At 38.3% G+C, this 25,045-nt stretch carries 25 protein-coding genes and 1 pseudogene; 22 read left to right on the forward strand and 4 right to left on the reverse strand.

What is annotated here, in order from left to right; genetic code table 11:
- On the reverse strand, positions 1-729 hold the full coding sequence (locus tag J7E77_RS14555) for a UTRA domain-containing protein (protein ID WP_214715274.1): 729 nt from the start codon (positions 727-729) through the stop codon (positions 1-3).
- Positions 730-950: 221 nt separating this feature from the next.
- Here J7E77_RS14555 and J7E77_RS14560 point away from each other — a divergent pair, with 221 nt between their 5' ends.
- The 4 genes from J7E77_RS14560 (at position 951) to J7E77_RS14575 (ending at position 4,693) form a co-directional block, all read left to right on the forward strand.
- On the forward strand, positions 951-1,712 hold the full coding sequence (locus J7E77_RS14560; protein WP_214715275.1) for a threonine/serine exporter family protein: 762 nt from the start codon (positions 951-953) through the stop codon (positions 1,710-1,712).
- Between the two features lie 17 nt (positions 1,713-1,729).
- Entirely contained in the window at positions 1,730-2,176 is a 447-nt protein-coding gene (locus J7E77_RS14565) for a threonine/serine exporter family protein (protein ID WP_168242171.1), read from the forward strand.
- 180 nt (positions 2,177-2,356) lie between these two features.
- Positions 2,357-3,106 (forward strand): C39 family peptidase, encoded by a 750-nt coding sequence (locus tag J7E77_RS14570; protein WP_088085750.1) that lies wholly within the window; start codon positions 2,357-2,359, stop codon positions 3,104-3,106.
- Positions 3,107-3,664: 558 nt separating this feature from the next.
- Positions 3,665-4,693, forward strand: coding sequence for a potassium channel family protein (locus J7E77_RS14575; protein WP_214715277.1), 1,029 nt, complete (start codon positions 3,665-3,667; stop codon positions 4,691-4,693).
- A 93-nt stretch (positions 4,694-4,786) separates the two neighbouring features.
- Here the strand turns inward: J7E77_RS14575 and J7E77_RS14580 are convergent, their stop codons facing one another.
- The 3 genes from J7E77_RS14580 to J7E77_RS14590 are packed head-to-tail and all read right to left on the reverse strand — an operon-like array spanning position 4,787 to position 6,719.
- Positions 4,787-5,173 carry a DUF350 domain-containing protein gene (locus tag J7E77_RS14580; RefSeq protein WP_088085752.1) on the reverse strand — a complete coding sequence of 129 codons (387 nt, stop codon included), beginning with the start codon at positions 5,171-5,173 and terminating at the stop codon, positions 4,787-4,789.
- Positions 5,170-6,405 (reverse strand): glutathionylspermidine synthase family protein, encoded by a 1,236-nt coding sequence (locus tag J7E77_RS14585; protein WP_214715279.1) that lies wholly within the window; start codon positions 6,403-6,405, stop codon positions 5,170-5,172. The genes J7E77_RS14580 and J7E77_RS14585 overlap by 4 nt, the downstream gene beginning before the upstream one ends.
- A gap of 2 nt (positions 6,406-6,407) precedes the next feature.
- A complete protein-coding gene (locus tag J7E77_RS14590; RefSeq protein ID WP_214715281.1) occupies positions 6,408-6,719 on the reverse strand; it encodes a hypothetical protein in 312 nt (103 codons plus the stop codon).
- A 97-nt stretch (positions 6,720-6,816) separates the two neighbouring features.
- On the opposite strand from J7E77_RS14590, the gene J7E77_RS14595 reads away from it, so the two are divergent.
- From J7E77_RS14595 to J7E77_RS14680, 18 genes and pseudogenes are all read left to right on the forward strand, one after another.
- The gene (locus J7E77_RS14595) at positions 6,817-7,269 is read left to right on the forward strand and encodes a hypothetical protein (protein WP_214715283.1); all 453 of its coding nucleotides are present in this window, start codon (positions 6,817-6,819) and stop codon (positions 7,267-7,269) included.
- 153 nt (positions 7,270-7,422) lie between these two features.
- A complete protein-coding gene (locus tag J7E77_RS14600; protein ID WP_214715284.1) occupies positions 7,423-8,694 on the forward strand; it encodes an ATP-binding protein in 1,272 nt (423 codons plus the stop codon).
- An 85-nt stretch (positions 8,695-8,779) separates the two neighbouring features.
- Entirely contained in the window at positions 8,780-10,558 is a 1,779-nt protein-coding gene (locus J7E77_RS14605; protein ID WP_214715285.1) for a sensor histidine kinase, read from the forward strand.
- The gene (locus J7E77_RS14610; protein WP_214715381.1) at positions 10,533-11,279 is read left to right on the forward strand and encodes a LytR/AlgR family response regulator transcription factor; all 747 of its coding nucleotides are present in this window, start codon (positions 10,533-10,535) and stop codon (positions 11,277-11,279) included. Before J7E77_RS14605 ends, J7E77_RS14610 begins: the two co-directional genes overlap by 26 nt.
- Before the next feature lie 141 nt (positions 11,280-11,420).
- Positions 11,421-13,214, forward strand: coding sequence for a carbon starvation CstA family protein (gene cstA, locus J7E77_RS14615; protein WP_214715286.1), 1,794 nt, complete (start codon positions 11,421-11,423; stop codon positions 13,212-13,214).
- A 323-nt stretch (positions 13,215-13,537) separates the two neighbouring features.
- Positions 13,538-14,953: a branched-chain amino acid transporter BcaP gene (gene bcaP, locus J7E77_RS14620; protein WP_214715287.1), complete on the forward strand. Its 1,416-nt coding sequence runs from the start codon at positions 13,538-13,540 to the stop codon at positions 14,951-14,953.
- A gap of 184 nt (positions 14,954-15,137) precedes the next feature.
- Positions 15,138-16,385, forward strand: coding sequence for an ATP-binding protein (locus tag J7E77_RS14625; RefSeq protein ID WP_214715288.1), 1,248 nt, complete (start codon positions 15,138-15,140; stop codon positions 16,383-16,385).
- Between the two features lie 196 nt (positions 16,386-16,581).
- The gene (locus J7E77_RS14630; protein ID WP_214715289.1) at positions 16,582-17,745 is read left to right on the forward strand and encodes an HD-GYP domain-containing protein; all 1,164 of its coding nucleotides are present in this window, start codon (positions 16,582-16,584) and stop codon (positions 17,743-17,745) included.
- A gap of 139 nt (positions 17,746-17,884) precedes the next feature.
- Positions 17,885-19,066: a hypothetical protein gene (locus J7E77_RS14635; RefSeq protein WP_214715291.1), complete on the forward strand. Its 1,182-nt coding sequence runs from the start codon at positions 17,885-17,887 to the stop codon at positions 19,064-19,066.
- Positions 19,067-19,167: 101 nt separating this feature from the next.
- Positions 19,168-19,215: pseudogene (locus J7E77_RS31745) on the forward strand (hypothetical protein); the annotation flags it as partial.
- A gap of 13 nt (positions 19,216-19,228) precedes the next feature.
- Positions 19,229-20,311: a hypothetical protein gene (locus tag J7E77_RS14645; protein WP_214715293.1), complete on the forward strand. Its 1,083-nt coding sequence runs from the start codon at positions 19,229-19,231 to the stop codon at positions 20,309-20,311.
- Positions 20,298-22,487 carry a molybdopterin oxidoreductase family protein gene (locus J7E77_RS14650; RefSeq protein ID WP_214715295.1) on the forward strand — a complete coding sequence of 730 codons (2,190 nt, stop codon included), beginning with the start codon at positions 20,298-20,300 and terminating at the stop codon, positions 22,485-22,487. The genes J7E77_RS14645 and J7E77_RS14650 overlap by 14 nt, the downstream gene beginning before the upstream one ends.
- On the forward strand, positions 22,488-23,048 hold the full coding sequence (locus tag J7E77_RS14655) for a 4Fe-4S dicluster domain-containing protein (RefSeq protein ID WP_075687583.1): 561 nt from the start codon (positions 22,488-22,490) through the stop codon (positions 23,046-23,048).
- Between the two features lie 11 nt (positions 23,049-23,059).
- Positions 23,060-23,584, forward strand: coding sequence for a QcrA and Rieske domain-containing protein (locus J7E77_RS14660; protein WP_168242184.1), 525 nt, complete (start codon positions 23,060-23,062; stop codon positions 23,582-23,584).
- Complete coding sequence (locus J7E77_RS14665) at positions 23,574-23,765, forward strand: hypothetical protein (protein ID WP_214715297.1); 192 nt, start codon at positions 23,574-23,576, stop codon at positions 23,763-23,765. Before J7E77_RS14660 ends, J7E77_RS14665 begins: the two co-directional genes overlap by 11 nt.
- Positions 23,758-24,069 (forward strand): hypothetical protein, encoded by a 312-nt coding sequence (locus J7E77_RS14670; protein ID WP_214715299.1) that lies wholly within the window; start codon positions 23,758-23,760, stop codon positions 24,067-24,069. The genes J7E77_RS14665 and J7E77_RS14670 overlap by 8 nt, the downstream gene beginning before the upstream one ends.
- Positions 24,056-24,337: a hypothetical protein gene (locus J7E77_RS14675; protein ID WP_214715301.1), complete on the forward strand. Its 282-nt coding sequence runs from the start codon at positions 24,056-24,058 to the stop codon at positions 24,335-24,337. Before J7E77_RS14670 ends, J7E77_RS14675 begins: the two co-directional genes overlap by 14 nt.
- Before the next feature lie 38 nt (positions 24,338-24,375).
- Complete coding sequence (locus J7E77_RS14680; protein WP_214715303.1) at positions 24,376-25,041, forward strand: sensor histidine kinase; 666 nt, start codon at positions 24,376-24,378, stop codon at positions 25,039-25,041.
- Positions 25,042-25,045: the final 4 nt, after the last annotated feature.

Consider the following 25,045-nt stretch of genomic DNA (forward strand, 5'->3'; position numbering starts at 1 on the left):
TTAAGTTGTTATGGTAAGGGCAATCAATTGGGTTTGTGTTTTGAAATTTGAAATATGAATTGGAACACCTGTTTCATCGTAAACGGTTTTATCAATATTAAAAAGTGTTTCACCAATTTCGCAGTCCAAATGTTCCGCTTCAAATTTTGAAGCAGGAGTAACTGTAATTATTTTTTTGCTTTTTCCAGAATTGATATTGATGTGGTAAATATTTTTCAAAACTTCATAGGTTGATGCATGTTCTGTGAATCGTGCAGTCAAATCGGGAAAGCGTTCTAACGAGTAATGGGCGATATCTAGTGTAAAAGGCTGTTGATCGATTGACATGATCCGGACCAACTTTAAGACAGGTAAATCAATGGCAATTTGAAGTGCTTCGGCAATTTCCGGAGTAGCTTTCATTTCTTCACAGGCAAGAATACGCTTAGAAGGATTTTTGCCAATTTGTTTACTAAAATCTGAGAATCCATCTATAGAAACCAATTCTCGGGCAATTTTGGTTCGCGTTACAAAAGTTCCCTTCCCTTGCTTTCGCTCTAAAAAACCCTCATCTGCTAAATCCTGAATCGCCCGTCTTACGGTTATTCGGCTAACGCCATATAACTCACATAATTCCGTTTCATTCGGAAGTCTTTCCCCTGATTTATAAACTCCTTGATCAATGGACTCCTTCAGTATTTGTTTTAATTGGTCATATAAAGGTGTTGAAATTGAATTGTTTAATTTCATCGACAAAATTCCTTTCGATACAATAGATCATTATATAATATTATATAACAAGTTTACATATGTTGTATAGAAATAATTGATAACATTTATCATATTTATAAAATATTGGATTTTTTCCTATTCCGTTAAAAGGAAATCATGCAAACTACAAGTCAACTTTGATTAAACGTTTGTTTTAATTTAAACTAAGTAAAAATGGAGAATTGTGTGTGGTGAAATAAATGGAAAAACAAGTGGAACAAACATATGAAGTTATGGAGGTCTGCTTATTAGCGGGGAAAATCATGCTTCAAAGCGGCGGGGAGACCTATCGGGTAGAAGATACGATGATGCGTATTGCCGCGGCCTTTGGTATAGAAAGTACTCATAGCTACGTAACTCCAACCGGAATTATTTTTTCAGCAGAAGGAACAGAGCCAACGAAGACCAAGCTTATTAGAATATCGGAGCGGTCAACAGACTTGAAAAAAGTCTCTATGGTGAATAGCATTTCAAGGAAAATTACAGGTGGAGAAGTCAATCTAAAAGAAGCTATGGAAGATCTAAAGGAAATCGACTCCCTTAATTTAACGTTTCCCTTTAGGTTCCAAGTGGCCGCTGCGTCACTCGCCAGCGGTTGTTTTATGATTATGTTTGAGGGAGGCTGGAATGATTTTATTCCAGCGATGATTTCAGGCGGAATGGGTTATCTAAGCTTTGTATATTTTCATCGCTTTGTCCCAATCAAGTTTTTCTCGGAGTTTTTAGCATCGTTCGTAATTGGATTGCTTTCATTTTTATTTGTGAAAATTGGAGTCGGTCAGCAATTAGATAAAATTATTATTGGCTCGGTGATGACATTAGTTCCTGGACTCTTAGTGACCAATGCGATTAGAGATTTAATGGCGGGACACTTAGTATCGGGGTTATCAAAGGGTGCGGAAGCTTTTCTAACCGCCTTTGCGATTGGGACAGGGATTGCGGTCGTATTATCTTTTATGTGAAGTGAGGTGTATTTATTGTGGCTGTTCTTGCTCAGGCACTAACAAGCTTAATTGCAACAGGTGCCTTTGGAATTCTATTTAATGCACCGAAAGAATCCTTAGTGAAGTGCGGACTGATAGGAATGGGTGGCTGGTTAATTTATTTCCTGCTAGAAGACTACTCAAATAACGCCATTTTAGCAACATTAGCTGCGACCATTTTTATTGCTGTCATCAGTCAACAATTAGCAAAGTTCTATAAAACGCCAGTGATTATTTTTAGTGTAGCTGGAATTATTCCGCTTGTGCCTGGAGGTCTGGCCTATGATGCGATGCGGAATTTTGTTGAGAACGATTATAATTCAGCGATAGCATTGGCGGCAAAAGTCCTCATGCTGGCAGGATCCATCGCCTTTGGCTTAGTTTTTTCAGAAGTAATCAATCAAGTAATTCGAAAAATTAACCATAATAAGGTACGAATTTAACCTATTCCCTTTAGTGCAAACCACTAAAGGGAATTTTTTAAGGAAAACTTAAGCTTTAAAGATTATCATTAATTGGAAAATTCTTTCCTTTATTGTTTTTTAGTAAGGTAATATAGTAGTATATTACTATTACCAATTGTCATTCAGCAAAGTCTATTACAAGGAATGGTATATTCATATATGAAAAAAATACTAATTGCAATTCTAGTTGTCTTACTACTATTTATTAGTGCTAAAACGATTTTAGCTGTAAAGTTTGATCGTCAAGAAGCGATACAAGTCACCGAAGCCGCTCCATTAAAAACCCGGATAGTGGCACTTCTCGCAAAAGAGGCACCGAGTATTCCAGATAGTATCATCCTAGATGTACCATTAATAAATCAAATGGATCAACCCATACTTTACAACGGCTGTGAGGTAACAAGCCTTGCGATGATTCTTAATTATCACGGTGTAAAAGTGACTAAAAATGAGTTAGCAGAAAAGATTAAAACAGTTCCGTTAAACTATAGTAACGGTAAAAAGGGTAATCCGAATGCCGGATTTGTCGGCGATATGGCACATGGACCAGGACTAGGAGTTTATAACGGTCCCGTATTAGAACTCGCCCAAAAATATGTCGGTGATAAAGCAGTTAATTTAACAAATCATTCGTTTGATGATGTATTAGAAAAAGTAGGTCAAGGACTTCCTGTTTGGGTCATTACCACGTCCAGCTTTGCTCCAGTTTCTGTTTTTCAAACGTGGAACACCCCGCAAGGACAAATCAAAATTACCTTTAGTGAACATAGTGTAGCGATTACAGGATACGATGAAAATTATATTTATATTAACAATCCTTACGGTGAAAAGAATCAGAAATTAAATCGCGCCAGTTTTATTAAAGCTTGGGAGCAGATGGGTAAACAAGCGATTGTTATCGAAAAATAAAATGAAAAAGGCCTGATACCGATTCAGGCCTTTTGTTTTGGACTTTTTGGAAGTAAAATTAGTAAATATGTTCTAAAATGGGCGAAGGCAGAGGAATGAAATATCCCTCTGCCTTCTTAGTTTTATTCATTTAATGAATACGTATCGTAACTTGTGATTGGTTGTACTTCTTGTTAGCAATCGCAAGGTAAAAACTTATATAATAATCATTGTTTATAAAAACAAGTTTGCCGCGGTTATTTTTCCACCTGTAGGTTTTATACCTAAACGACGTAAGCCCTACCTCTCTTACATCCTAACGGCTCCGAAGCCGATCCAGTGTGAATAAGTTTTAATTTTAAAACATAAGCAGAATGCCAGAAAAATTCTTACTTTGCGTTATCTTATCTTTTACAAGTTACAATTAAATGTGAAGCACAAATATTAATATTACAGGACTGGTGCCTATTTGTCAACAATAATAATAAAACTATTTTCTTTAGAGGAATAACCAAAGATATAGCAGAAATATTATTCTATAAACTCTTATAACGGGAGTGAGAGAATGGAGGTTTATCCATGATACTTTTTCGAAGGTTGTTTCTTACAGCAGCTAAGTATCGGTATCGTACGGTGCTGTTATTTACGACATTTTATATTTTTATAAACGCTGAGGTTATGAGAATACTAGAGCCTGAAACATTTGGAAATACTTTCCACGCTATTTGGTGGATTCTTACCACGATGACCACGGTTGGCTACGGAGATGTGTATCCGACGACAATGTTGGGGAGAGTTTGGGCGATGGTAATCGTCTATACTGCTGGCATCGGGCTTTTTGGTACGGTTATAGGGATGATCGTCGATGCTGTGTCACGCTACAAACGGATGAAGGAGGAAGGAAGAATGTCTTTTAAAGGAGAAAATCATTACGTTATTATCGGCTGGACTGCCAAAAGCAAAAACACGATAAAAGAGCTGTTTATTGGAGATGAAAAAACAGAAATCGTACTAATTGATGAATTAGAGAAGACACCATATGAACATGAGCGGTTTTTATATATCCAGGGGAGCCCCACAGATGAAGAAACATTGAAAAGAGCAAAAATTGAAAGATCAAAAGCAGTCTTGCTCTTTGCCCCAGATGGGATCGACAACCCAGATTTAGCAGATGGTAAAACGCTATTAACCGCTTCCTCCATCGAGCGCTATGATGAAGGTACGGAAAAAAATATTTATACGATTGCAGAAATTCTAAATGAAAAGCATGTCGGCAATTTTAAACATGTCAAAATTGATGAATTTATCCTTTCTCATGAATCGGTGTCCAACCTGATGGCAAAATCGGCGCAGACAAAAGGGGCAAGTCATCTTTTTACTCAGTTATTAAGCCGAAAGGATGGAGACGGGGGCAGTGATTTATGGGAAGTTGAAGTTAAATCCGACTGGAAAACATACGGAGATGCTTACGAGCACTTAAAGAAAAAAGGGGCCCAGCTCATTGCGGACCGGAGTGATCTAAATATATTGAAAAAGTGGAATGAACCTCTATCGAAAGAGGCTCGATTGTTTGTGATATGCGATAAAAATACATATAAATCATTATAAAAAAACGCATCTCGAGATGCGTTTTTTTCAATCTAGCTCCAGCGCCTAGGGGCTCGGGGTCATAAGCCCCTGTGCAAGGCGCTTGCGCTTTTTTTAATATGTTAAACACCCAGCAATGACGATACCGATGGAAACCGACAGCAGCATTAGAAAAAGGCCGACTGCCTGGTTATCTTCCTCGATGCTTTGACTGACGTTAAAACGAGGTGTAAGCCATTCAGCCAGGTAAAAAACCACAATTTGAGCCACAATTCCGATTGCACCCCATATGGCCATATCCGTAAGAGAAATAGAATTGGCAGCAGTAGAATACAAAACAATGGCAAGACCTAGAAGCCTTCCCCCAAGGACATAGCTTGCTGCCTTATTTCCTTTTGCCATTAAGGAAAACTCTTTGACCTTTGTTGTTACTTCCATAAGAAACAGTCCTACGAATAAAAGACCAAGTGAAACTGCTAAATATAATAAGAAATTCGTCATTTCCATTCCCCCTTGTTTTTTATACCCACTGGTAAGAAATAAGAATCGTTGCCAGTGATTTTTCCACCTGCCCGAATGCCGATACCTCCGGCCTTTCCGGCAATGAGAAAAGATCCGAATACTAATGAAAGTACCTCGATTCCCTTTTCTGTTTCCAATGAAACAGTAGGGAGAGGGACGTACTGTTGAAAGACCGAAACTTCCTCTTTATAGGTTTGAAAGGAATTTTGAGCGGTAATATTGGAGTGTTGATCCCAAATTGTCACCGTATCTCCTTCTCTGCCGAAGGATGGTTTTTGAACATAGTCAAGCTGTCCCTTAAATGCATCTGCTTCAAGATAGGTAGGCAGCATATATTTCATAATCCACCCTTGCTCTTCTTTTGTATAAAATGCTCCCTGTTCTGCTAATCCCCAAATTAAACATTGAATGGATTTCGGCTGCAACAAAAAGGCTGAGACAGGATTTAAAATAGAGAGTTGGCCTTCTTTGACTAGTTGCAATAATTCGATTCCAACCGGGTCACCTGTTATAGGATCCTGATCGTCAACCAAATGTTCAAGAGGATAGGTTTGGCGGTACAACACATCAATAGGTATACCCTCATCGTCGACAAGAGTACCGTCTATAATCCGAAGAGTGGACAATGGAACGATCCGATTTTGAACCTGACATAACTTGCTTAAATATTTAATGGTATTCCAGTCTTCGATATGATCAGAGTGGGCTGTGAACACAATGTTAGCCTTCCTTTTTCCTTTTGATGCTTCGATTACTGCGCGTGTAATACCGGAAGAAAGCAGGAGTTCCCCTCCTTCATTTGGATCCAAGTAACCAAACTCAGAACAAACCATTCCGTTCATATGAAAACATTCCACAATAAAAGTCGGTGTATCACTATTGAATTCAATTAATTTGAATCCATCCGCGGTCAACACAAAATCGAACCGAGCGATAATGGTTTCAGGGGAGAAGTTTTTCAACCTTAAAAATGGAAGACTTACAGGTGGATACCCAAGTTCAAGGAGTTGTTCATCAGTAAGACTCCGTAACAGGCGGGCGGTTTTGAAAAAAATGTGACCCATGCGTTCTGTTGCTTCTTTTAAAAGGCAGGATGTATGTTCCGTTATCGAATAAACTTGGTAAAGACTATATTCGTTCTCGTATAAATCTGACCAAAAGGTTGGGAATTGCGAATAAAACACCTTTCGATTCGTTGAATAATTCGACATTTCTAACCTCCAAATCCACCCTTTGAACCACTGCCGAATCCTCCTTTAAAGCTTGAAGAGGATTTGTATGACTTGTAAGAGGAGGATTTCAAGAGTGATGATTTATTTCCATAATAGCTTCCCCCGTAAAAAAAATGACCATAATGAGACGAGTGGGTATCATCACATTGCCATACCCCTTGGTCATCATCCCAGTCCCAGTCTCGGCACCTGCTGTCATCGGGCTTTGGGGGGCGGTCGTCTGAACAGGCAGAAAGTGTTCCGGCTATGAGGGAAGTGATAACACCAGTCACTAACCATTGGGTTTTCTTCACCGTTTCACGCTCCTTATTGAATTTATATTTTAATTATAAAAGTAAACCTAAGGAAAACAATGGTAAAATGAAAGAAAAAATGAAAGAGGGATGAAATTTGAGGTTGGAATATCGATTGGATGATAAATATCAAAGGTTTCCTGCCCTTTGGAGCTATTTAGATTTAACAGTTAGTGAGGCAGTAGCAAGAATGACATGTGAATACTTCGTCAAAGAATCCGAAACGTATGTGGTAACGGCCACAGCCAAAGATCCAGACGGGACGGCTGTCCTTTACGTGAAAAAGGAAAAGTCATCCTATGACGACATAACTGAAGAACAGTATTCCCATATTGGTTTTGAAGTTAGAGAGCTTCAGAGAAACAGGTCCGTCCTGATCGAGAAAAAAGATGTTTGGAATCATGAAGAAGTTTTGGTTGTCCTTCACTCCGATATTATTTACATTCAGAAAGACGGAAGGTTCCTAGAATTCGCCCTTGATTCAAGGGAAATTGACGAAGACCGAAAATGTTATGTTTATTATGGGAGTTTCACGGGGAAAACTCGATAGATGTGAATAGCACACAATAACGTGTGCTATTTTACAAATAGGGTACGGAAGGAATGTACACTAAAAAAGAAAAAACCTGTGATTTTTTAAAGGAAAAAGACGATTTTTGTCGTATTTTTAGGGATATAGATGTATTGTCCTGGAGGAATAACGATGCTTGCAGAAAAACTTCTTTTGAATGTATTAATTTCATTAGCACCTGTCCTACTTTTAAGCATACTAATTGAAAATAAGCGCAAAATTAATTATCCAATCTTATGTGGTTTGCTTCAAAGCATTGCTGCACTTACTTGTATGATTTTTTCGTATTCGAACTATGGATTTGATTGGGACCTCCGCTATGTTCCTCTTATACTAGCCTTTCTTTACGCAGGTCCAGTTGCGGGAGGGATGGTTGTAACGACCCTACTTGGCGCACGCATCTTAATGGGGGGCGAAACGGTTATTTTTGGCCTAGTAAATACTCTTTTAACGGCTCTTGTCCCGTTCCTCTTAAACAAAAGGTTTTTTGGTTATTCCCCAAATAAAAGGTTAGTTCTCACAACTTTATTATGTGGATGGTCCCTGCTCCTTTGTTATATTTCGCTTATCACGTTTCGCTATTTTGAGGGGAATTTCTTAAAACTAGATTTTAATATTCCTGACCTCCTCCTTGTTGCCCTCATTCAAACAGTGGCAATTGCCCTGGAGGCAAAGCTTGTTGAGGGGATTATCGAACGAAGTCGAATGAAGAAAGAGATTCAGCGGGCTGAAAAGCTAAATACGCTAGGGGAAATTGCGGCATCCATTGCTCATGAGGTTCGAAATCCATTAACAGTGGTGAAGGGATTCCTTCAATTAATGCAGCAGGAAGAAAAGGGGAAAAATTATCAATATCTTTCACTTGTTTTGAGCGAATTAGGTAGGGCAGAGTCGATTATTAATGACTATTTAAATTTTGCAAAGCCGAAATTTGAAAAAGTAGAAGAGTTTCCGTTAAAAGAAGTCTTAGCAGAAGTTGTCATGCTTTTGGAGCCACTGGCTGCCAAACAAGGAGTGCGGCTTGAAAGCGAACTTGACTCAACCGGGTTCACACTCGTCACTGATCGAAACCAATTAAAACAGGCGCTGGTTAACCTAATTAAAAATGCAATTGAAGCAACCCCTGATGGTGGGAAAGTAACAATACATAACAAATCCGATAATAATAAAGCGTCTATATTAATTATGGATACTGGTAAGGGAATGACACCAGAGCAATTAGCACGGATTGGAACCTTGTTTTATACAACTAAAGATAAGGGAACAGGGCTAGGTACATCCGTTTCCTTAAGAATTATTGAAACAATGAACGGAAAAGTCTTTTACAAGAGCAAGCCGGGAGTTGGGACGGAGGTAAGAATGGTCCTTCCTGGCAGCCAAAAAACAGCATTGGTAAATTTTTAATAATCAAGGCTAACCGATTGTTAGGATGGTTAGTTATTTTTTTGATATAGTAGTAGGGAAAAGTAAAGACGAAAGGTGAGATACCATGCTCGAATTATTGCCTCTCATGCTTGAACGTGTAGGTATTCTTATCATTGTAGCGTTTCTTCTCTCGAGGATGAAATCATTCCGTCAAATAATTCATAATGAACATGGCATTAGAGCTAAGGTAGCTATGATTGCAATTTTCGGGGCTTTCGGGGTCATCAGCAATTATACTGGTGTAGAGATTGGACATGGAACAATTACCTCCCAGGACTGGTTGACAAATATGGACAGTGAAAGTGCGATCGCTAATACTAGAATTATGGGTGTAACGATAGGTGGTTTACTTGGCGGACCCATTGTTGGAATTGGGGTCGGTTTAATTGCCGGTATACACCGATTGACCCTAGGTGGTTTTACAGCTTCTGCTTGTGCCCTGTCAACGATTATGGCTGGAGTTGTCACAGGAATCTTAAGTAAGCGCTTTAAGATTCAAGAGGGGAATTCGCCTTGGAAGGCTGTTGTCATGGGGATATTAATGGAATGTGCCCAGATGGGGATTATTCTTTTACAAGCCAGACCATTTAATGAGGCTCTGCATCTTGTAGAGGTAATTGCTTTCCCGATGATTGCGATTAATGGGTTTGGGACACTTCTTTTTGTATTGATAATTCAGGAAATTCTGCAAGAACAAGAGCGGATGAGAGCACTTCAAACACATAAAGCCTTATACATCGCCAACCAGACTCTCCCTTTTTTTCGCCAAGGTTTAAATGTGGAATCTTGTACAAAAGCAGCGGAGATTATTCTCCATTGGACCAATGCGGATGCCATTTCGATTACAGATCAATCCCATGTTCTTGCCCATGTAGGTACAGGTTCAGACCATCATATTCCGTCAGGAAACATGGCGACGGAATTAACGAAAAAGGTGCTGGAACAAGGGAAGATCACAATTGCAAAATCGGTTCATGAAATTCAATGTTTTAACCCAAACTGCCCTCTGAAAGCAGCCATTGTATTACCTTTACAGGTCCATGCAAAAACAGTGGGGACACTGAAGCTGTATTTCACTGATACTAGTAAACTAGACAGGGTTGAACAAGAGTTGGCAGAAGGTTTAAGCAACTTATTTTCGGTCCAATTAGAAATGGCGGAGCTGGAAATGCAAAGAAGATTATTAAAAGATGCGGAGATTAAGGCTTTGCAAGCCCAAGTCCATCCACATTTCTTATTCAATGCTATTAACACGATTTCAAGTCTTATTCGAACAGATGCCGATAAAGCTAGGAGTCTATTAATCAAACTAAGTACCTTCTTCCGAAGTAATCTACAGGGAGCAAGGCAAATGTTAATACCGCTTGAAAAAGAACTCGAACATATTGAGGCTTACCTAACCATTGAGCAAGCACGCTTTCCAAACCGTTATCATGTGGAATTGGATATTTCACCACCGCTAGAAAGGGTACTAGTTCCGCCTTTTACATTGCAGCCGCTTGTTGAAAATGCAATTCGTTATGCTTTTCCAAAGGCGAAACATGGAACCGTAAAAGTCTGTGCCTTCCAGGAAGGGGAGAAAATGGTCCTTTTAACTGAAGATGATGGAAAGGGTATCTCAGCGGAGCTGCTTGGAACACTGGGAAACCAAACAGTGGATTCATCTGGAGGGACAGGAACAGCGCTCTGGAATATCAAAAAAAGGATTGAAGAAATTTATGGTCAAAATGCTTCTTTTCAAATTGAAAGTAGCCTTAATAAAGGAACGAAAGTATCGATTACACTACCGTTAACACAACAAAAGTGGGGTGAGGATGTTGTTAAAGGCTTTTATTGTGGATGATGAGCCGTTAGCCAGAGATGAGCTGACCTATCTTCTTAAACGAAGCAAACAGATTGAAATAGTGGGGGAATCTGATAGTGTGGAAAGCTCATTTGAAAAAATAAGCAGGCTAGAACTTGATGTTGTTTTTTTAGATATCCAGCTCGCTGATGAAAGTGGAATCGAAATTGCAGCTCTTGTTAATAAACTTGATCATCCTCCATTAATTGTATTTGCGACAGCGTTTGATGAATATGCCCTTAAGGCTTTTGAATTAAATGCCGTTGATTACATCTTAAAACCTTTTGACGAAAAAAGAGTCTTACAAACAATTGAGAAGCTTTATAAACTTATCGAATATAAAAAACAAGCTATTCCTTTTTCAATTCAGAAAAATAATTTTGTTAACGAGAGGTCTGAAAAGCTTGCGATAACAATCGATGAAAAAATTGTTATCGTAAACATAAGTGACATACTCTATATCGGTACAAATGAAGGGAAAACAGTCATTGCGACAGGGAACTCAAAGTACTCTGTCAGTGATACGCTAATCACTTTCGAAAGGAAGCTGCATCATTCGTCGATCATTCGTGTCCACCGCGCTTATTTAGTTAATGTCGATGCCATTGTTGAGATAGAGCCTTGGTTTAATTCTACCTACAACTTAATTATGAAGGATGGAGAAAAGGTTCCAGTAAGCAGAACCTATACAAAAGAGCTAAAACAGCTTCTTGGTTTTTAAGAAGCTGTTTTTTGCATTTCATTCTATTATTCTTGTTATTCATCGTCTAATCCTTGCATTTTAGCTTGAAAACCCAATGTTGGCGTTTTCTTCCGCTAAGATAGAGACAAGTGAAGTATGAATATAGGAGGTTAGAATAATATGAATGCGGTTTCAATTGTAATTGGTTCGATCTGTATTTTAATGATTGCTTATCGTTTATATGGAACATTCATGGCAGCAAAGGTTTTAAAATTAGATGATTCAAAGCAGACACCGGCACATGAATTTAACGATGGAAAGGACTATGTACCAACAAATAAATGGGTTACATTCGGTCACCACTTTGCAGCAATCGCTGCAGCAGGCCCGCTTGTGGGTCCAATCCTTGCAGCACAATTTGGTTACTTGCCAGGTCTGCTCTGGCTGTTAATTGGGGCTGTTATTGGTGGGGCAGTTCATGATGCGGTGGTACTATTTGCATCGATGAGAAAAAAAGGAAAGTCCTTATCAGAAGTAGCGAAAGATGAACTAGGACCTGTTGCTGGTTTTTGTACGGGACTTGCCATGTTGTTCATTATTACCATCACAATGGCAGGTCTTTCAATGGTTGTTCTTCATGCACTTGAACACAATCCATGGGGAACCTTTTCAGTGGGAATTACGATTCCAATCGCGATGCTTGTTGGAATCGCTTATAAGAAAACCGGCAATTTAAAATTAACATCGACTATAGGTTTTATTCTCGTTATGGTCGGAGTGTTTGTTGGTCCGTCCATTCAAAATACGGTATTAGGTGATTGGCTGACATTAGATACAAAAACATTAGCTATTATACTACCAATTTACGCTTTCTTTGCAGCAGCGTTGCCAGTATGGCTTTTACTTGCACCACGTGATTACTTGAGCAGCTTTATGAAAATTGGCGTATTTATTGCACTTATCATCGGAGTATTCATTATCAATCCTGCAATTGAGATGCCTGCTTTCACAAAATTCACATCTGGTGGTGGACCGGTATTAGGTGGTCCTGTATGGCCATTTATCTCAATTACGATTGCCTGTGGAGCGATCTCCGGTTTCCATGCTTTCGTAGGTTCAGGTACGACTCCTAAAATGCTTGATCGTTGGTCTGATATAAAAGTGGTTGGTTTTGGCGCCATGCTTGTAGAATGTGTGGTTGGAATCATGGCATTGATTGCGGCAACAGCCCTTCAGCCTGCAGACTATTTTGCGATTAACTCAACACCTGAAGTCTTTAAAACACTTGGCATGCAAGTGCAGGAGCTACCGAAACTTGCCAATGAAATTGGCATTAATCTTGAAGGTAGAACCGGTGGTGCGGTGACATTAGCAGTAGGTATGACCTATGTCTTCACAGCCATTCCATGGTTTGCGAAATTATCATCTTACTTCTTCCAGTTTGTTATTATGTTCGAAGCTGTATTTATTTTAACAGCCATTGATTCTGGAACACGTGTTGCTCGCTATTTAATCCAAGACTTTTTCGGTGAATTCTATAAGCCATTGAAGAAAACAGATTGGCTTCCTGGTTCTATTTTTGCTAGTGCATTAGCATGTTTTATGTGGGGTTACCTACTCTTCTCGGGTGATATTGGCTCCGTCTGGGCGCTGTTTGGTGTTTCCAATCAACTAATGGCTTCCATCGGTCTAATTATCGGTGCAACAGTAATACTAAGCATTGCTGATAAACGTCGATATATGCTTACATGCTTGGTACCGCTCGCTTATCTCTTTGTAACTGTAAACTATGCGGGCTACTGGATGGTGAAAAATGTTTATCTAAATTCCGAAGCAGCAGGCTATAGTGTCTTAAATGGGGTTTTATCCATCATTATGTTAGCGCTTTGTATGATTATTATGGTGACTGCTATTAGAAAATGGATCACTATGTGGAATTCACCGCGGATTAAGCTTGAAAGAAATGTAGCTTAAAAAAACGAAACAGATTACTTCGGAAGGCAATTTCTTCGAGGAATCTGTTTTTTTTGTTATATAGGAAATAAATATTCATTAAAAATGGAAATTATATTAATTATATTAGGAAAGTATTAACCCTTGAGAAAAGCTTAATACTAATTAATAAAAGATTAAGGTGGAGCATTTCCATCACTTGAATTTCCATGGAATAATCTTCAAATAGTTTTATTTTTCAAAAAATATTGCTTTTTCCCTAAAATGATTATATTATTTCGATATACATTTTTAGCGAACTGTTTTTTCAGAACATTCCGCCATCATTTCGTGGAGGTAAACCAATGAATTTATTTAGAAAAAAATCAATAAAGGATCTTATACAAGAAGCTGGGCAAAAAGATGTAATTTTAAAGAAAGATTTAGGTGCCTTTGATTTATCCATGCTTGGAATTGGAGCTATTATAGGTACTGGAATATTTGTATTAACTGGTGTTGCAGCAGCAGAACATGCAGGACCTGCACTTATTTTATCTTTTGTTTTATCTGGATTAGCGTGCGTATTTGCTGCCCTATGTTATGCGGAATTTGCATCCACTGTACCGGTTTCAGGGAGTGCGTATACGTATAGCTACGCTACCTTTGGTGAAATAATTGCTTGGATTTTGGGCTGGGATTTAATCCTTGAATATGGGTTCGCATCATCTGCTGTTGCTAGTGGTTGGTCAGGGTATTTACAAGGGCTTCTAGCTGGCTTTGGTATTCATTTTCCTAAAGCAATCACAAGTGCATATGATCCAGCAAACGGCACATTTATCGATGTTCCGGCAATTCTTATCATAGTAATCATCACGTTGCTATTAACACAAGGTGTTAAGAAATCTGCTCGATTTAACACGATTATGGTAATTATAAAGTTAGTCGTTGTTTTGTTATTTATCGGTGTGGGCGCTTGGTATGTAAAGCCCTCAAACTGGACGCCATTTATGCCGTTTGGATTTTCAGGTATTACAGCTGGAGCTGCAACTGTGTTCTTTGCTTATATTGGCTTTGATGCCGTATCAACTGCAGCTGAAGAAGTGAAAAATCCTCAAAAGAATATGCCAATTGGTATTATCGCATCTTTACTAGTATGTACGGTGTTATATATTATTGTCTCTGCCATTCTTACTGGAATCGTTCCTTACCAAGAGTTAGGCGTGAAAAACCCAGTTGCATTTGCTCTTAATTATATCCATCAGGATTGGGTAGCTGGTTTTATTTCGCTTGGTGCGATTGCAGGTATCACAACAGTATTATTGGTTTTACTTTATGGACAATCTCGTTTATTTTATGCGATTAGCCGTGATGGCCTATTGCCAAAAGTATTTTCAAAAGTAGATAAGAACAAGCAGACACCAATGGTGAATTCATGGATTATTTGTTTGCTAGTATCGATTTTTGCAGGTTTAGTTCCATTAAACAAACTTGCAGAACTAACAAATATCGGAACTCTCTTTGCCTTTATGACGGTTTCAGTGGGGATTTTATATCTTCGAAAAAATAAACAAGCACCTAAAACAGGCTTCCGGGTTCCATTTGTACCTTATATTCCAATTCTTGCTTTTGTGTTCTGCGGGTATTTAATTATTCAGTTACCAAAAACAACTTGGATTAGCTTCGGAGTTTGGCTTGTGATCGGACTATTCGTTTATTTCGGGTATGGACGTAAACATTCAACCTTGAATAAAACAGTGGATCAGTTAAATAAAGTTAGCTAATTGGATCAAACAAAGAAGGGGCTTACTCTAGGTAAGTCCTTTTTTTTGTTTGGTTTTATCGAAAAATGTCGAAATTCATCGCTTTTACAAAAATAATGTAATTTAAACATAAGAAAGATGATAAAATAGGAGCAGGTTTTTTATCTAATTTAATACAAGATGATCAGATTGAGGAGAAACTAGCATGAAAGAAGGCGTCAACAATCCGAAGCTTTTATTTGAAGAGAGAAAGGCAATAACACTGTTTTTATGGTTATTTTACTTTATGTTTTATTCGTTTGATATTTTCTATAATTATATTAGACCTTACTTAAATGACCAGGAAAGTCAATTTGATACAGAGAGAGTTGGTCTGGGAATTTGGTTATATATATTAATCCTTGCTTTGTTGCCGATTGCTATTTACTTTATTAAAAAGGGAAATCCTTACATTGTTAAATATATCTACATCATTAGCTATATTGGTATTGATATTTTGGACACCCTTTTAGAAATTTTAGGAACGACAGCTTCTTATGCTGCAGGAAATATCGTGGAAGTATTATTTGTTCTATTTAGTCCTATTTTTGTAAATAAAAAATACTTCTGGGTTGTTTCGTTGGGGATGATAGGGAAGGAATTATTGTTAGGAATAATTTTACAAGATTTAAACGTATTAATTCCAACAGTTATCTATGTCATCTTATCAGTGATAGCCTATATTTTAGTGATACGCTTTAATTCCTATATTCAAACCTTGACAACCGTTTACGAAGAACTACGACAAAAAGAAAAGCTGGCTGTTATTGGTCAAATGGCTGCGGCAATCGGCCATGAAATACGTAATCCCCTTTCATCATTAAAGGGCTTTACACAAGTGCAGCAGGAACGGTACCCAAACACAAACGATTATTATCCAATTATGATTCAGGAAATCGATCGGATTAATTCCATTGTTAATGATTTGATGTACATTGGCAAACCAAGAGTAATCAAATTTGAAAAGGCAAGTATCGAAGAAATAATTGCTTATACATTATCCATTACGCAACAACAAGCCGAAAGACAAGGAGTAATTGTTGAAACAATAATGGCTGGCCCCTTACCACCTCTTGATTGTGATGATAAACAATTAAAACAAGTATTTATTAATTTGATAAAAAATGCGATCGAAGCAATGCCTGAGGGCGGTAGGATAGAAATACGTGTTAAAGTATTAGAAAAACACAAACTGTCCGTTTCAATTCAAGATGAGGGGTGTGGAATTGCTGATGAGAATATCCTAAATCTTGGAGAACCATTTTTTACAACGAAAACGGATGGAACAGGCTTAGGCTTAATGGTTACAAATCAATTAATTAAGGATCACAGGGGTGCGATGAAAATAAAAAGTATTATTGATAAAGGAACACGAGTAATTGTAACTTTACCGATACTACAAATAGATAAATAGTTCTACAATTATACAAAATTCATCAAAATAAAGTGTTTCAAGGGTATTATCAATGATATATAATGTAGAGGAATACTGAACATTAATAGATTTTGTAATTTTCTATTATAGATTGAAAAAAGTAAAAATATTTTATATTAGCATTTCTATGAGGATTTTATGGAAAGTACAATGGGATAGATACATGGAGGAGTTTATGTTACCTAATGAAGAAATAAGAACTGTTAAATGGTTTCTTTTATTTTTTTATATAATTCTTGTAGGTTATGATTTTTTTTATTACTATCTTTTCCCAGCCTTCATTGAACATGAAGAAGTGGGCCCGCCTAGTAAATTTTTTTATTTAACCTATATCCTTTTAATAATATTAATTCCAATAGCATATTATTTAAATAAGCGGAATAAGCAAGCTTCAATAAAATACGTATTTTTTATAAGCTATCTATTGGTTACTTTTATTGTGGATATCTTATCCTTCTATGGAAGGGGAGCGTCTTACAAAAGTGGGAATTTAATAGAAGTGTTTTTACTTTTATCACTACCTCTTTTCCTTAGTAGAAGATATTTTTGGCTAGTAAGTTTAGGTGTTACGGCAAGATATTTATTCGTTGGTATTATATTAAAGACTTCTTATGTAATAATCCCAATTATTTTAATAGCTGTACTGTCTATCATGGCATTTTTTTTATTAGTTCGTTTTCAGGGATACGTAAAAGCGATAAGTACTTCATACGACAAACAATTAGAAGGAATTGTAAAAGGTGTTATTGCTACTCTGGAGTTAAAGGATCCTTATACTAAGGGACATAGTGAAAGAGTAGCCAGTTATGCTTTGTTGTTAGCAAAGGAAATAGGTAAGCTTTCCAAAGATGAGCAAAAATCTTTTTATTATGCATGTTTATTACATGATATAGGAAAAGTTCATATCCCTGACCGAATTCTAATGAAACCAGGGAAGTTGACAAACGATGAATTTGAGATAATAAAATCACATCCAGTTGTTGGTGCTGAAGCAGTTGATAATGTCGAGGGGATTAAAGGTAGTCTTTCTGTCATTCGTTCGCATCATGAACGTTGGGATGGTAAAGGGTATCCTGATCAATTAAAAGAAGAAGAAATCCCCTTCCTTGCTAGAGTGGCTGCAGTTGCAGATGCTTTTGATGCAATGACATCTTCTCGATCTTATCGAGCAGCAATGCCAGTTGAAATAGCCTATCAACGCATCATTGACGGAAAAGGTTCCCAATTTGATCCTATGTTAGTGGAAGAATTCAAAAAGGTATATCCAGCATGGATTAAATTTCATGAAAAATATCCGTGGTTAAAAGAATGGGAATTTCCTAAGGAGGTGGATTTATGAAAATCCGAAAGCTGAAAAAGGTAAAAACAACTTGCTGGTGGTGTCAATTTGTTCCTGGTTGGAAAGGTTAAAAAAAGGATGCTAGCGAAAAGCTAAGCATCCTTTCTTAATGATAATATATGAGATAAAGGGTGTTAATATGAACCTAACACTTCATTCACGTCTTTTGTTGGTCCCAGTCAATATTCGCAAGGATAAAAAACATTATATCGTTGAAGATATTGCATTAGGCGAGTTTTATGAGATGCCGAGGGTTTGTATTGATGCAATCCATTTAATCAACAATGGTGGGTCGATAGAGGAAATTGAACGGGTGCTTAAAGATAAATATCCTAATGATGAAGTAGATATGCTCGATTTTGCCGAACAATTACTAATTATGGGCTTGATAGGTGAAGTTGATGGTGTAAAAGTTGAATTGAAGGAAAAGAAAAAGAAAGACCTAGGCCTTTTATGGATTTCACCAAAGATCGGGGAGTTTTTCTTTAATAAGGCTGCATACCTTGTTTATTTCACTTTATTGCTAGTTAATGTGTTTATCCTTCTATCCCATCCAAGTTTATTTCCGCACTATAAGGATTTGTTTGTTTTTGATTTAATGATTTTGAATATCCCGACTTGGATGGGAATTACGATTATCCTTGTCTTTATTCATGAGTTTGGCCACATATTAGCGATGAGGGCTCAAAATCTTCCGACTAAGCTGGAGGTCGGGCATCGATTAATACTTGTTGTCCTTGAGACTGATATGTTATCGGTTTGGAAACTACCTTCTAATAAGCGGAATGTTTTATTTCTGGCGGGCCTTTGCTTTGATACACTTATTCTTTCATGCGCATTAATTAGCCATCTAATTTTTACAAATGGGTCAGAGATTTTCCTGGGTGTTATGAATGTAGTAGTCTTGGATACATTTATTCGAATGGTTTACCAAGGCTTCATTTATATGAAAACCGATTTATATTACGTGATTGAAAATGTATCGGGCTGCTATAACTTAATGGAAAATGCTCAGCAAGCGATAAGGAAGAAGCTTTCATTTCTCAACTCACCATCAATACAAGAGGTTGTTTTTGAGGGAGAAAAAAAGGTAGTTTTTTTATATTCAATCTTTTATTTTGTCGGAGTCATACTGACAGTTAGCATATATACATTTTTTTATGTCCCCCAATTATTATTTGCATGGAAAAGAATTCTTCCTGGTTTTTCTCAAGGACCGTCCTCGCTTCCATTCTGGGATGCAATACTTTTTACCTTGCAAATACTAATTGGTTTATTACTTCTTCTATATTCCTGGCGAAAAAAGTACACTCAAAGATAGATCTTAATACTAGATGTGACAAACATTTGTCTAAAATAATATTTCTAAGGGTTTTTCCCTTCCATGATAGGGGAACTCCCTGATATTTATAACACCACCGTTTTTCTTACAATAAGAGTAAGAAAAACGGTGGTGTTATTTTTTTTTAGGAGGGACTAGAGGATGCAATCAAATATTGCTACAAATAAAAAAACAGGAAGCTCGGTCAATGATGCCTTTGCTTCACATTTTGCTAAATCAATGTTTTTAACTATTGCCGGACTGGCCATTTTAATGTTTATTGGCACAAGAATGTTCACGCACGTTGACTTGAATCTTTATGGATATATGGTCGGAACAATCGTCTTTATCGGCGGATTTTTCTACCGCTTTATTGCTTGGGGCGAGAGACCACCGACCAAGATTTTTATTAAAAAAGGCTTAAATCTTTTATTTCGAAAAAGTACTCCGAAAACGGCTGTTAATCATTTAGCCATTTACGATTTTATCCGAAATCGCGGGATTTACCGATGGGTACAGCATATTTTAATCGGTTGGGGCTGTGTCCTTGCGTGCTTGGTGACCTTTCCGCTCGTATTCAGCTGGATGTATTTTACGATGGAAGACAATGGCTACTATACGATCGTGTTATTTGGAATGAACGTCATGCAGGTTAAAGCCGAAGGAATTATTGCATGGTTCTCCTATAATGCACTGAATATTGCAGCTATCATGGTGACTGCAGGTGTGTGCATGGCGCTTTACCGTCGCTTAGGTAACATGCAGGCGAGAGCAGAACAAAAATTCATGTATGATTTTTTACCTCTTTATCTATTGTTATTTATATCTGTAACCGGGCTTTTACTAACCTTTCAAAACATTGTCATGCATGGCTGGATGCAGCCGCAAATGTCACTGATTCACCAATTTTCCGTAATCGTCACGTTAATTTATCTACCGTTTGGGAAGTTAGCGCATATTCCATTCCGTCCAATGAGTGTATTCGCAAGAAATTACCGTGAACATTATGCTGAGCAGCAAATGAAGATATGTAAAGTGTGCAGCGATCATTTTGTATCAGTGGAACAATCTCGTGATGTTATTCAAGTATTAGGCGCTAACGAGATCGACTTCAATATGCAAGATGGCTTTAATCTAGCTGAACTATGTCTGCCATGTCGTAGAAAATATAGAATTTCAAGATTCTCAGGCTTCGCAACTCATCAAGTAAAGGTCAAGGAGGCAAACCAGAATGCAAAAGGATAATTTTCGGAACCCAAGAGATAAATTTTTTAAAGAAGTCGAAAATGTTCGTCATCCGAATGAAACGTTTGTAAAAACTCATTGCAGTTATTGCGGGATGCAATGCGGGATGAATTTACGGGTAAATACAAAAACAAATAAAATAATTGGGGTGGAGCCTCGATATGACTGGCCAGTAACGGTCGGAAAAATGTGTCCCAAAGGGGTTACTGCTTACCAGCAAACCAACCATGATGATCGTATTTTAAAACCACTAATTCGTGATGATGCATCACTAAAGGGAACAAAAGATGGCTTTCGTGAGGCAACCTGGGATGAAGCCTATGATTTAATCGTGAAAAATTTTCAAGAGCTTCAAAAAAATTATGGTATGGATTCGCTTAGTGTCTATAGCGGTGTATCGATGACAAACGAAAAATGTTATTTATCAGGAAAGTTTGCCCGTGTCGGCTTACAGACTCGTTACATTGATTACAACGGCCGATTCTGTATGGCAAGTGCCGCAGGTGGCTTTCTGAGATCCTTTGGAGTCGACCGAGGATCAACCCTGCCCTGGACAGATCTTCATGAAACGGATTGCTTGTTTATTGCAGGAAGCAATACAGCAGAATGTCACCCAACTTCGATGTTCCGAGTGTGGGCAGTCCAGGAAAGAGGAGGCTACTTAATTGTAGCAGACCCGCGTGAGACACCCATTGCCAGGAGAGCAGATGTTCACTTAGATTTAAGACCTGGAACAGACTTAGCCCTTGCCAATGGAATTCTAAACTTACTTATTCAAAATGGCTATGCGGACGAAGAATTCGTAAATAACCATACAAATGGCTTTGAAGAAACAAAAGAATTGGTAAAAGAATTTACACCTGAATATACGAGTGAGCTTACTGGGGTTGCACCAGAAAAAATCATACGTGCAGCAGAAATCTACGGTAAAGCACCAAATGCCATTGTCATGTTTGCCCGTGGAATTGAGCAACAGCATAAAGGTGTTGATAACGTATCAGCATACACAAACATGGCCTTAGTCACAGGGAAAATTGGCCGCCCTAAAGCAGGAGTTGCTACATTTACTGGTCAAGGGAACGGTCAAGGCGGCCGTGAACACGGTCAGAAATCAGATTTACTTCCAGGCTATCGTAAGCTTACGAACCCAAAACATGTTGAGGAAGTTTGTAAAGTGTGGGGGATTACTCCTGAAGAAATGCCGGAACCAGGTGTTTCTGCTTATGAAATGTTCGAATTAATGGAGCAAAAAACAATTAGAGGTTTGTACCTGCTTTGCTCCAATCCAGCCGTATCGGCTCCAAATCTAAATTATGTACGTGAACAAATGAAAAATCTGGACTTTATGGTGTGTGCAGACTTTTACTTATCGGAATCAGCTGAGTTTGCGGATGTCATTCTTCCAACCACAACTTGGTCTGAAGACGAAGGAACAGTAACCAACCTTGAAGGACGTTGTATTAAAATTAACAAGGCACAAGAACCGCTGGGAGAATCGAAACCAGATTGGCAAATCCAAGTGGAATTATGTGAGCGTCTAGGCAGAGGAAAATACTTCTCACATTTAAAAACAGCAAGCGATGTTGGGGATGAATTCCGTTTAGCTTCTAAAGGCGGCTATGCCGACTACTATGGTATCACATGGGATAAAATCGAAAAGCAAGATGGTGTCTTTTGGCCATGTAAAGATGAAAATGATCCAGGAACACCCCACATGTTCTTAGATAAAAAGTTCTATCATCCAGATGGAAAGGCAAAAATCTGTGCCCTGCCCTATCGTCCACCGGCTGTAGAGCCTGATGAAGTATATCCATTACGCTTAACCACAGGACGTGTCGTCTACCATTATCTATCTGGAAACCAAACCCGCCGGATCCAATTTTTGCGCGATATGTGCCCAGAGCCGTATGTAGAAGTACATCCAGAAACAGCTGCTAAATATAACATTGAACACGAAGAATTTGTTCGCCTCTTTACTCGTAGAGGTGAAGCGGAATATAAAGTGAAAATCACTGAAGCCATTCGAAAAGATACCGTATTTGTTCCCTACCATTTTGGTCACGATAAATCTATTAATCTATTAACGATTGCAGCGCTTGATCCTATGTCACGGATGCCGGAATTCAAAGCGTGTGCCGCTCAGATTGAAAAACTAGAAATGAAGAAGGTGCAGTAAATGAAAAAGAGGCTATATCTCGAACTTGAAAACTGTATAGGGTGCCGCTCGTGTTTGGCGGCTTGTACGCAGTGCGGAGGGCATGAGGAACGTAACCGTAACTATGTTTACGATGTGAATCCGCTTGTTAACCGTCAAACGATGCCTCTGATGTGCCTTCACTGTGTGAATCCAGCTTGTGCAAGAAGCTGTCCAGCGCAGGCGATCCAAATCCATGAAACAGGAGCCGTTCTTTCGGCTCTAGTGGAAAAGTGCATTGGCTGCCAAAACTGTACAATTGCTTGCCCGTATGGAATACCGAAGTTTGATACAGAGCAAAATTTAATGTACAAGTGCGATCTTTGTATCGACCGTACAAAGGATGGCATCCCGCCAATGTGTGCAAGTGTTTGCCCGTCTAATACATTACAATGGCTGTCAGATGAAGAAATTGAAGCGAAACAAAAGCAATTTAACTTAGATAATGGTAAATGGGTAACAAGTATGCCCTATTTAGAAGGCGAAACAAATGTAAAAGTGAATCTTCCTGGTATTCTGCAGGGCGTCACTAAATTGTTTTAGGAGGGATTCGCATGACAGATAAAAATAATAAAATCCCGTTCAAAGAAGATAATTATACACATAATATAAACCGCAATAATGAAAGAAAGCTCGACCGACGCGGATTTATGAAAACACTAGTTGGTGCGGCAGGTGTTTTCGCTGTTTCTTCACTTCCTTGGGGAGCCTTGGCTGCAAAAGAATTAACAGGATTGGGCGATAAAAAATATCCAAAGCAAAAAATTACCGATGTTAAATCTCTGCCTATCGGAGATGCAGTAGACTTTGCTTTTCCTGGTGAACATGATAGTGCTATTTTAATTAGACTCTCCGAAAATAAATATGTAGCCTACCAAAATGCGTGCACCCACTTAAGATGCCCTGTGTTTTGGAAAAAGGATGAGGGAGAAATGCTTTGCCCTTGCCATCATGGGAAATTTGATGTCGAAACAGGTGCGCCGATTGCGGGTCCACCGAGACGTCCACTTCCTGAAATTTATGTAAAAGTAGAAAACGGAGTGGTTTATGCCGTGGGGGTGAAGCGTTATGAAGCGTAGCTATTTGCCAGTTGCCCTACTACTTGCGGTGTTGATGTTAAACATTATCTTTACACAATATATGGTTCATCAATACTTCTATGAAAACTATACTAATACAATAATTGCCGCAGTCATTAACGTTATTTTATTTCCAGTCGCATTCCTTATTTATAAAAAAGGTGTGAATATCAATGACTAGTGAAACCTATATTGATTTTTGTTTTGTCCGGCCAGAAGCAGGCGGCTTTAGCCATGAAATTGATGAGTTATTGAAGAACACTTTTTCGAAAAAACGCCTAAATTGGTATCTTGAAGAAAAAACACTCGATGGGGCAGAGATGGTTATTGCTGAAATAAAAGGAATGAGTGACTGGGGTTCTGAAGAAGAAACGATTCAATTCATCGAGAAAAATGCCGATGAGAAGTTTTGGGAGTATTTGCAGGGCTTTAAGATGTTCATCTATCCTGTGAAGAGAGGATGTAACAGCTGTGGAACTCATTAAATTAGATGATTTGAACATATTTGTGGGTGTGCCGGTAACAATTGCGATTCAAGATGCGGATGGTGGAGATCAGGCGCCAGCTGTGAAGAAAACCATAAAAAAGGTGCAGTTCTGTCCTGATGGAACCCATATCCGCTTTTATTTTGATGATTTTTATTTTCTTGCGGTACCGATTTCTTGTCGAGTAAGTCAGATGGATGGACAATGGTCAGCTTCTGATTCGGAGAGCGGCTTAACGTATACTGTAAAAAAGGTACAGGTCTTTTAAAAAAGAACCTGCCTTTTTTTTATAACCGGAGGTGCGGGATGGATGTATTAAATTCAAAACAGCAGATTAGCTCTTATATTATTCATTCCCAAGAGGAAGAAATAAAACGGATTGCCTTAGAGCTGCACGAAGGTGTTGGACAAAATCTATATAGTATTTTAACAGGCTTGCAGTTTATTGAATCAGGTGCAAAAGAGCCGCATATGAAAAGTTATGTCCGCGAAATGTCGCAGTTGATTGAAAAGACCATTCAAGAAATTAGGCTTCTTTCGGTTGAATTGCATCCGCCTACCCTAACTACTCTTGGTTTACTACCAGCCATGAAGAGCTATATTAAGTTATATACATCCACGTTTGGGATCCTAGTGGATTTAGATTCAACGGGTGAAGAAAAGTGGATATCTGAAAAAAATAGGATCACGGTATTTCGTGTATGCCAGGAGGCACTTGCCAATATTGCCAAGTATGCAGATACATCCAATGTAAAAATGAATTTTATTTGGTCAGAGCAAGAGCTGAAAATTTCCATTTATGATTTCGGCAGAGGGTTTCAACAGGACGAAAACGATTTCATTAATCCTTCATCAGGTATTGCGGCCATGAAAGAACGAATGCTTCTGACTGGCGGACAGTGTACCATTTCTTCTAAAATAGGAGAAGGAACATCCATAGTGCTAGCCCTTCCGTTAGTAAATAGGGATTAAAGGG

The sequence above is a fragment of the Bacillus sp. ISL-77 genome, assembly GCF_018613105.1.

What these genes read in the sequence shown, in the direction of transcription:
- J7E77_RS14650 (WP_214715295.1), top strand. Translation starts at nt 20,298, where the DNA reads ATGCAAAAGGATAATTTTCGGAACCCAAGAGATAAATTTTTTAAAGAA.
- J7E77_RS14580 (WP_088085752.1), bottom strand. Translation starts at nt 5,173, where the DNA reads ATGACGAATTTCTTATTATATTTAGCAGTTTCACTTGGTCTTTTATTC.
- J7E77_RS14570 (WP_088085750.1), top strand. Translation starts at nt 2,357, where the DNA reads ATGAAAAAAATACTAATTGCAATTCTAGTTGTCTTACTACTATTTATT.
- J7E77_RS14655 (WP_075687583.1), top strand. Translation starts at nt 22,488, where the DNA reads ATGAAAAAGAGGCTATATCTCGAACTTGAAAACTGTATAGGGTGCCGC.
- J7E77_RS14630 (WP_214715289.1), top strand. Translation starts at nt 16,582, where the DNA reads ATGTTACCTAATGAAGAAATAAGAACTGTTAAATGGTTTCTTTTATTT.
- J7E77_RS14660 (WP_168242184.1), top strand. Translation starts at nt 23,060, where the DNA reads ATGACAGATAAAAATAATAAAATCCCGTTCAAAGAAGATAATTATACA.
- J7E77_RS14600 (WP_214715284.1), top strand. Translation starts at nt 7,423, where the DNA reads ATGCTTGCAGAAAAACTTCTTTTGAATGTATTAATTTCATTAGCACCT.
- J7E77_RS14680 (WP_214715303.1), top strand. Translation starts at nt 24,376, where the DNA reads ATGGATGTATTAAATTCAAAACAGCAGATTAGCTCTTATATTATTCAT.
- J7E77_RS14670 (WP_214715299.1), top strand. Translation starts at nt 23,758, where the DNA reads ATGACTAGTGAAACCTATATTGATTTTTGTTTTGTCCGGCCAGAAGCA.
- J7E77_RS14665 (WP_214715297.1), top strand. Translation starts at nt 23,574, where the DNA reads ATGAAGCGTAGCTATTTGCCAGTTGCCCTACTACTTGCGGTGTTGATG.
- cstA (WP_214715286.1), top strand. Translation starts at nt 11,421, where the DNA reads ATGAATGCGGTTTCAATTGTAATTGGTTCGATCTGTATTTTAATGATT.
- J7E77_RS14575 (WP_214715277.1), top strand. Translation starts at nt 3,665, where the DNA reads ATGATACTTTTTCGAAGGTTGTTTCTTACAGCAGCTAAGTATCGGTAT.
- J7E77_RS14555 (WP_214715274.1), bottom strand. Translation starts at nt 729, where the DNA reads ATGAAATTAAACAATTCAATTTCAACACCTTTATATGACCAATTAAAA.
- J7E77_RS14605 (WP_214715285.1), top strand. Translation starts at nt 8,780, where the DNA reads ATGCTCGAATTATTGCCTCTCATGCTTGAACGTGTAGGTATTCTTATC.
- bcaP (WP_214715287.1), top strand. Translation starts at nt 13,538, where the DNA reads ATGAATTTATTTAGAAAAAAATCAATAAAGGATCTTATACAAGAAGCT.
- J7E77_RS14560 (WP_214715275.1), top strand. Translation starts at nt 951, where the DNA reads ATGGAAAAACAAGTGGAACAAACATATGAAGTTATGGAGGTCTGCTTA.
- J7E77_RS14585 (WP_214715279.1), bottom strand. Translation starts at nt 6,405, where the DNA reads ATGTCGAATTATTCAACGAATCGAAAGGTGTTTTATTCGCAATTCCCA.
- J7E77_RS14635 (WP_214715291.1), top strand. Translation starts at nt 17,885, where the DNA reads ATGAACCTAACACTTCATTCACGTCTTTTGTTGGTCCCAGTCAATATT.
- J7E77_RS14645 (WP_214715293.1), top strand. Translation starts at nt 19,229, where the DNA reads ATGCAATCAAATATTGCTACAAATAAAAAAACAGGAAGCTCGGTCAAT.
- J7E77_RS14625 (WP_214715288.1), top strand. Translation starts at nt 15,138, where the DNA reads ATGAAAGAAGGCGTCAACAATCCGAAGCTTTTATTTGAAGAGAGAAAG.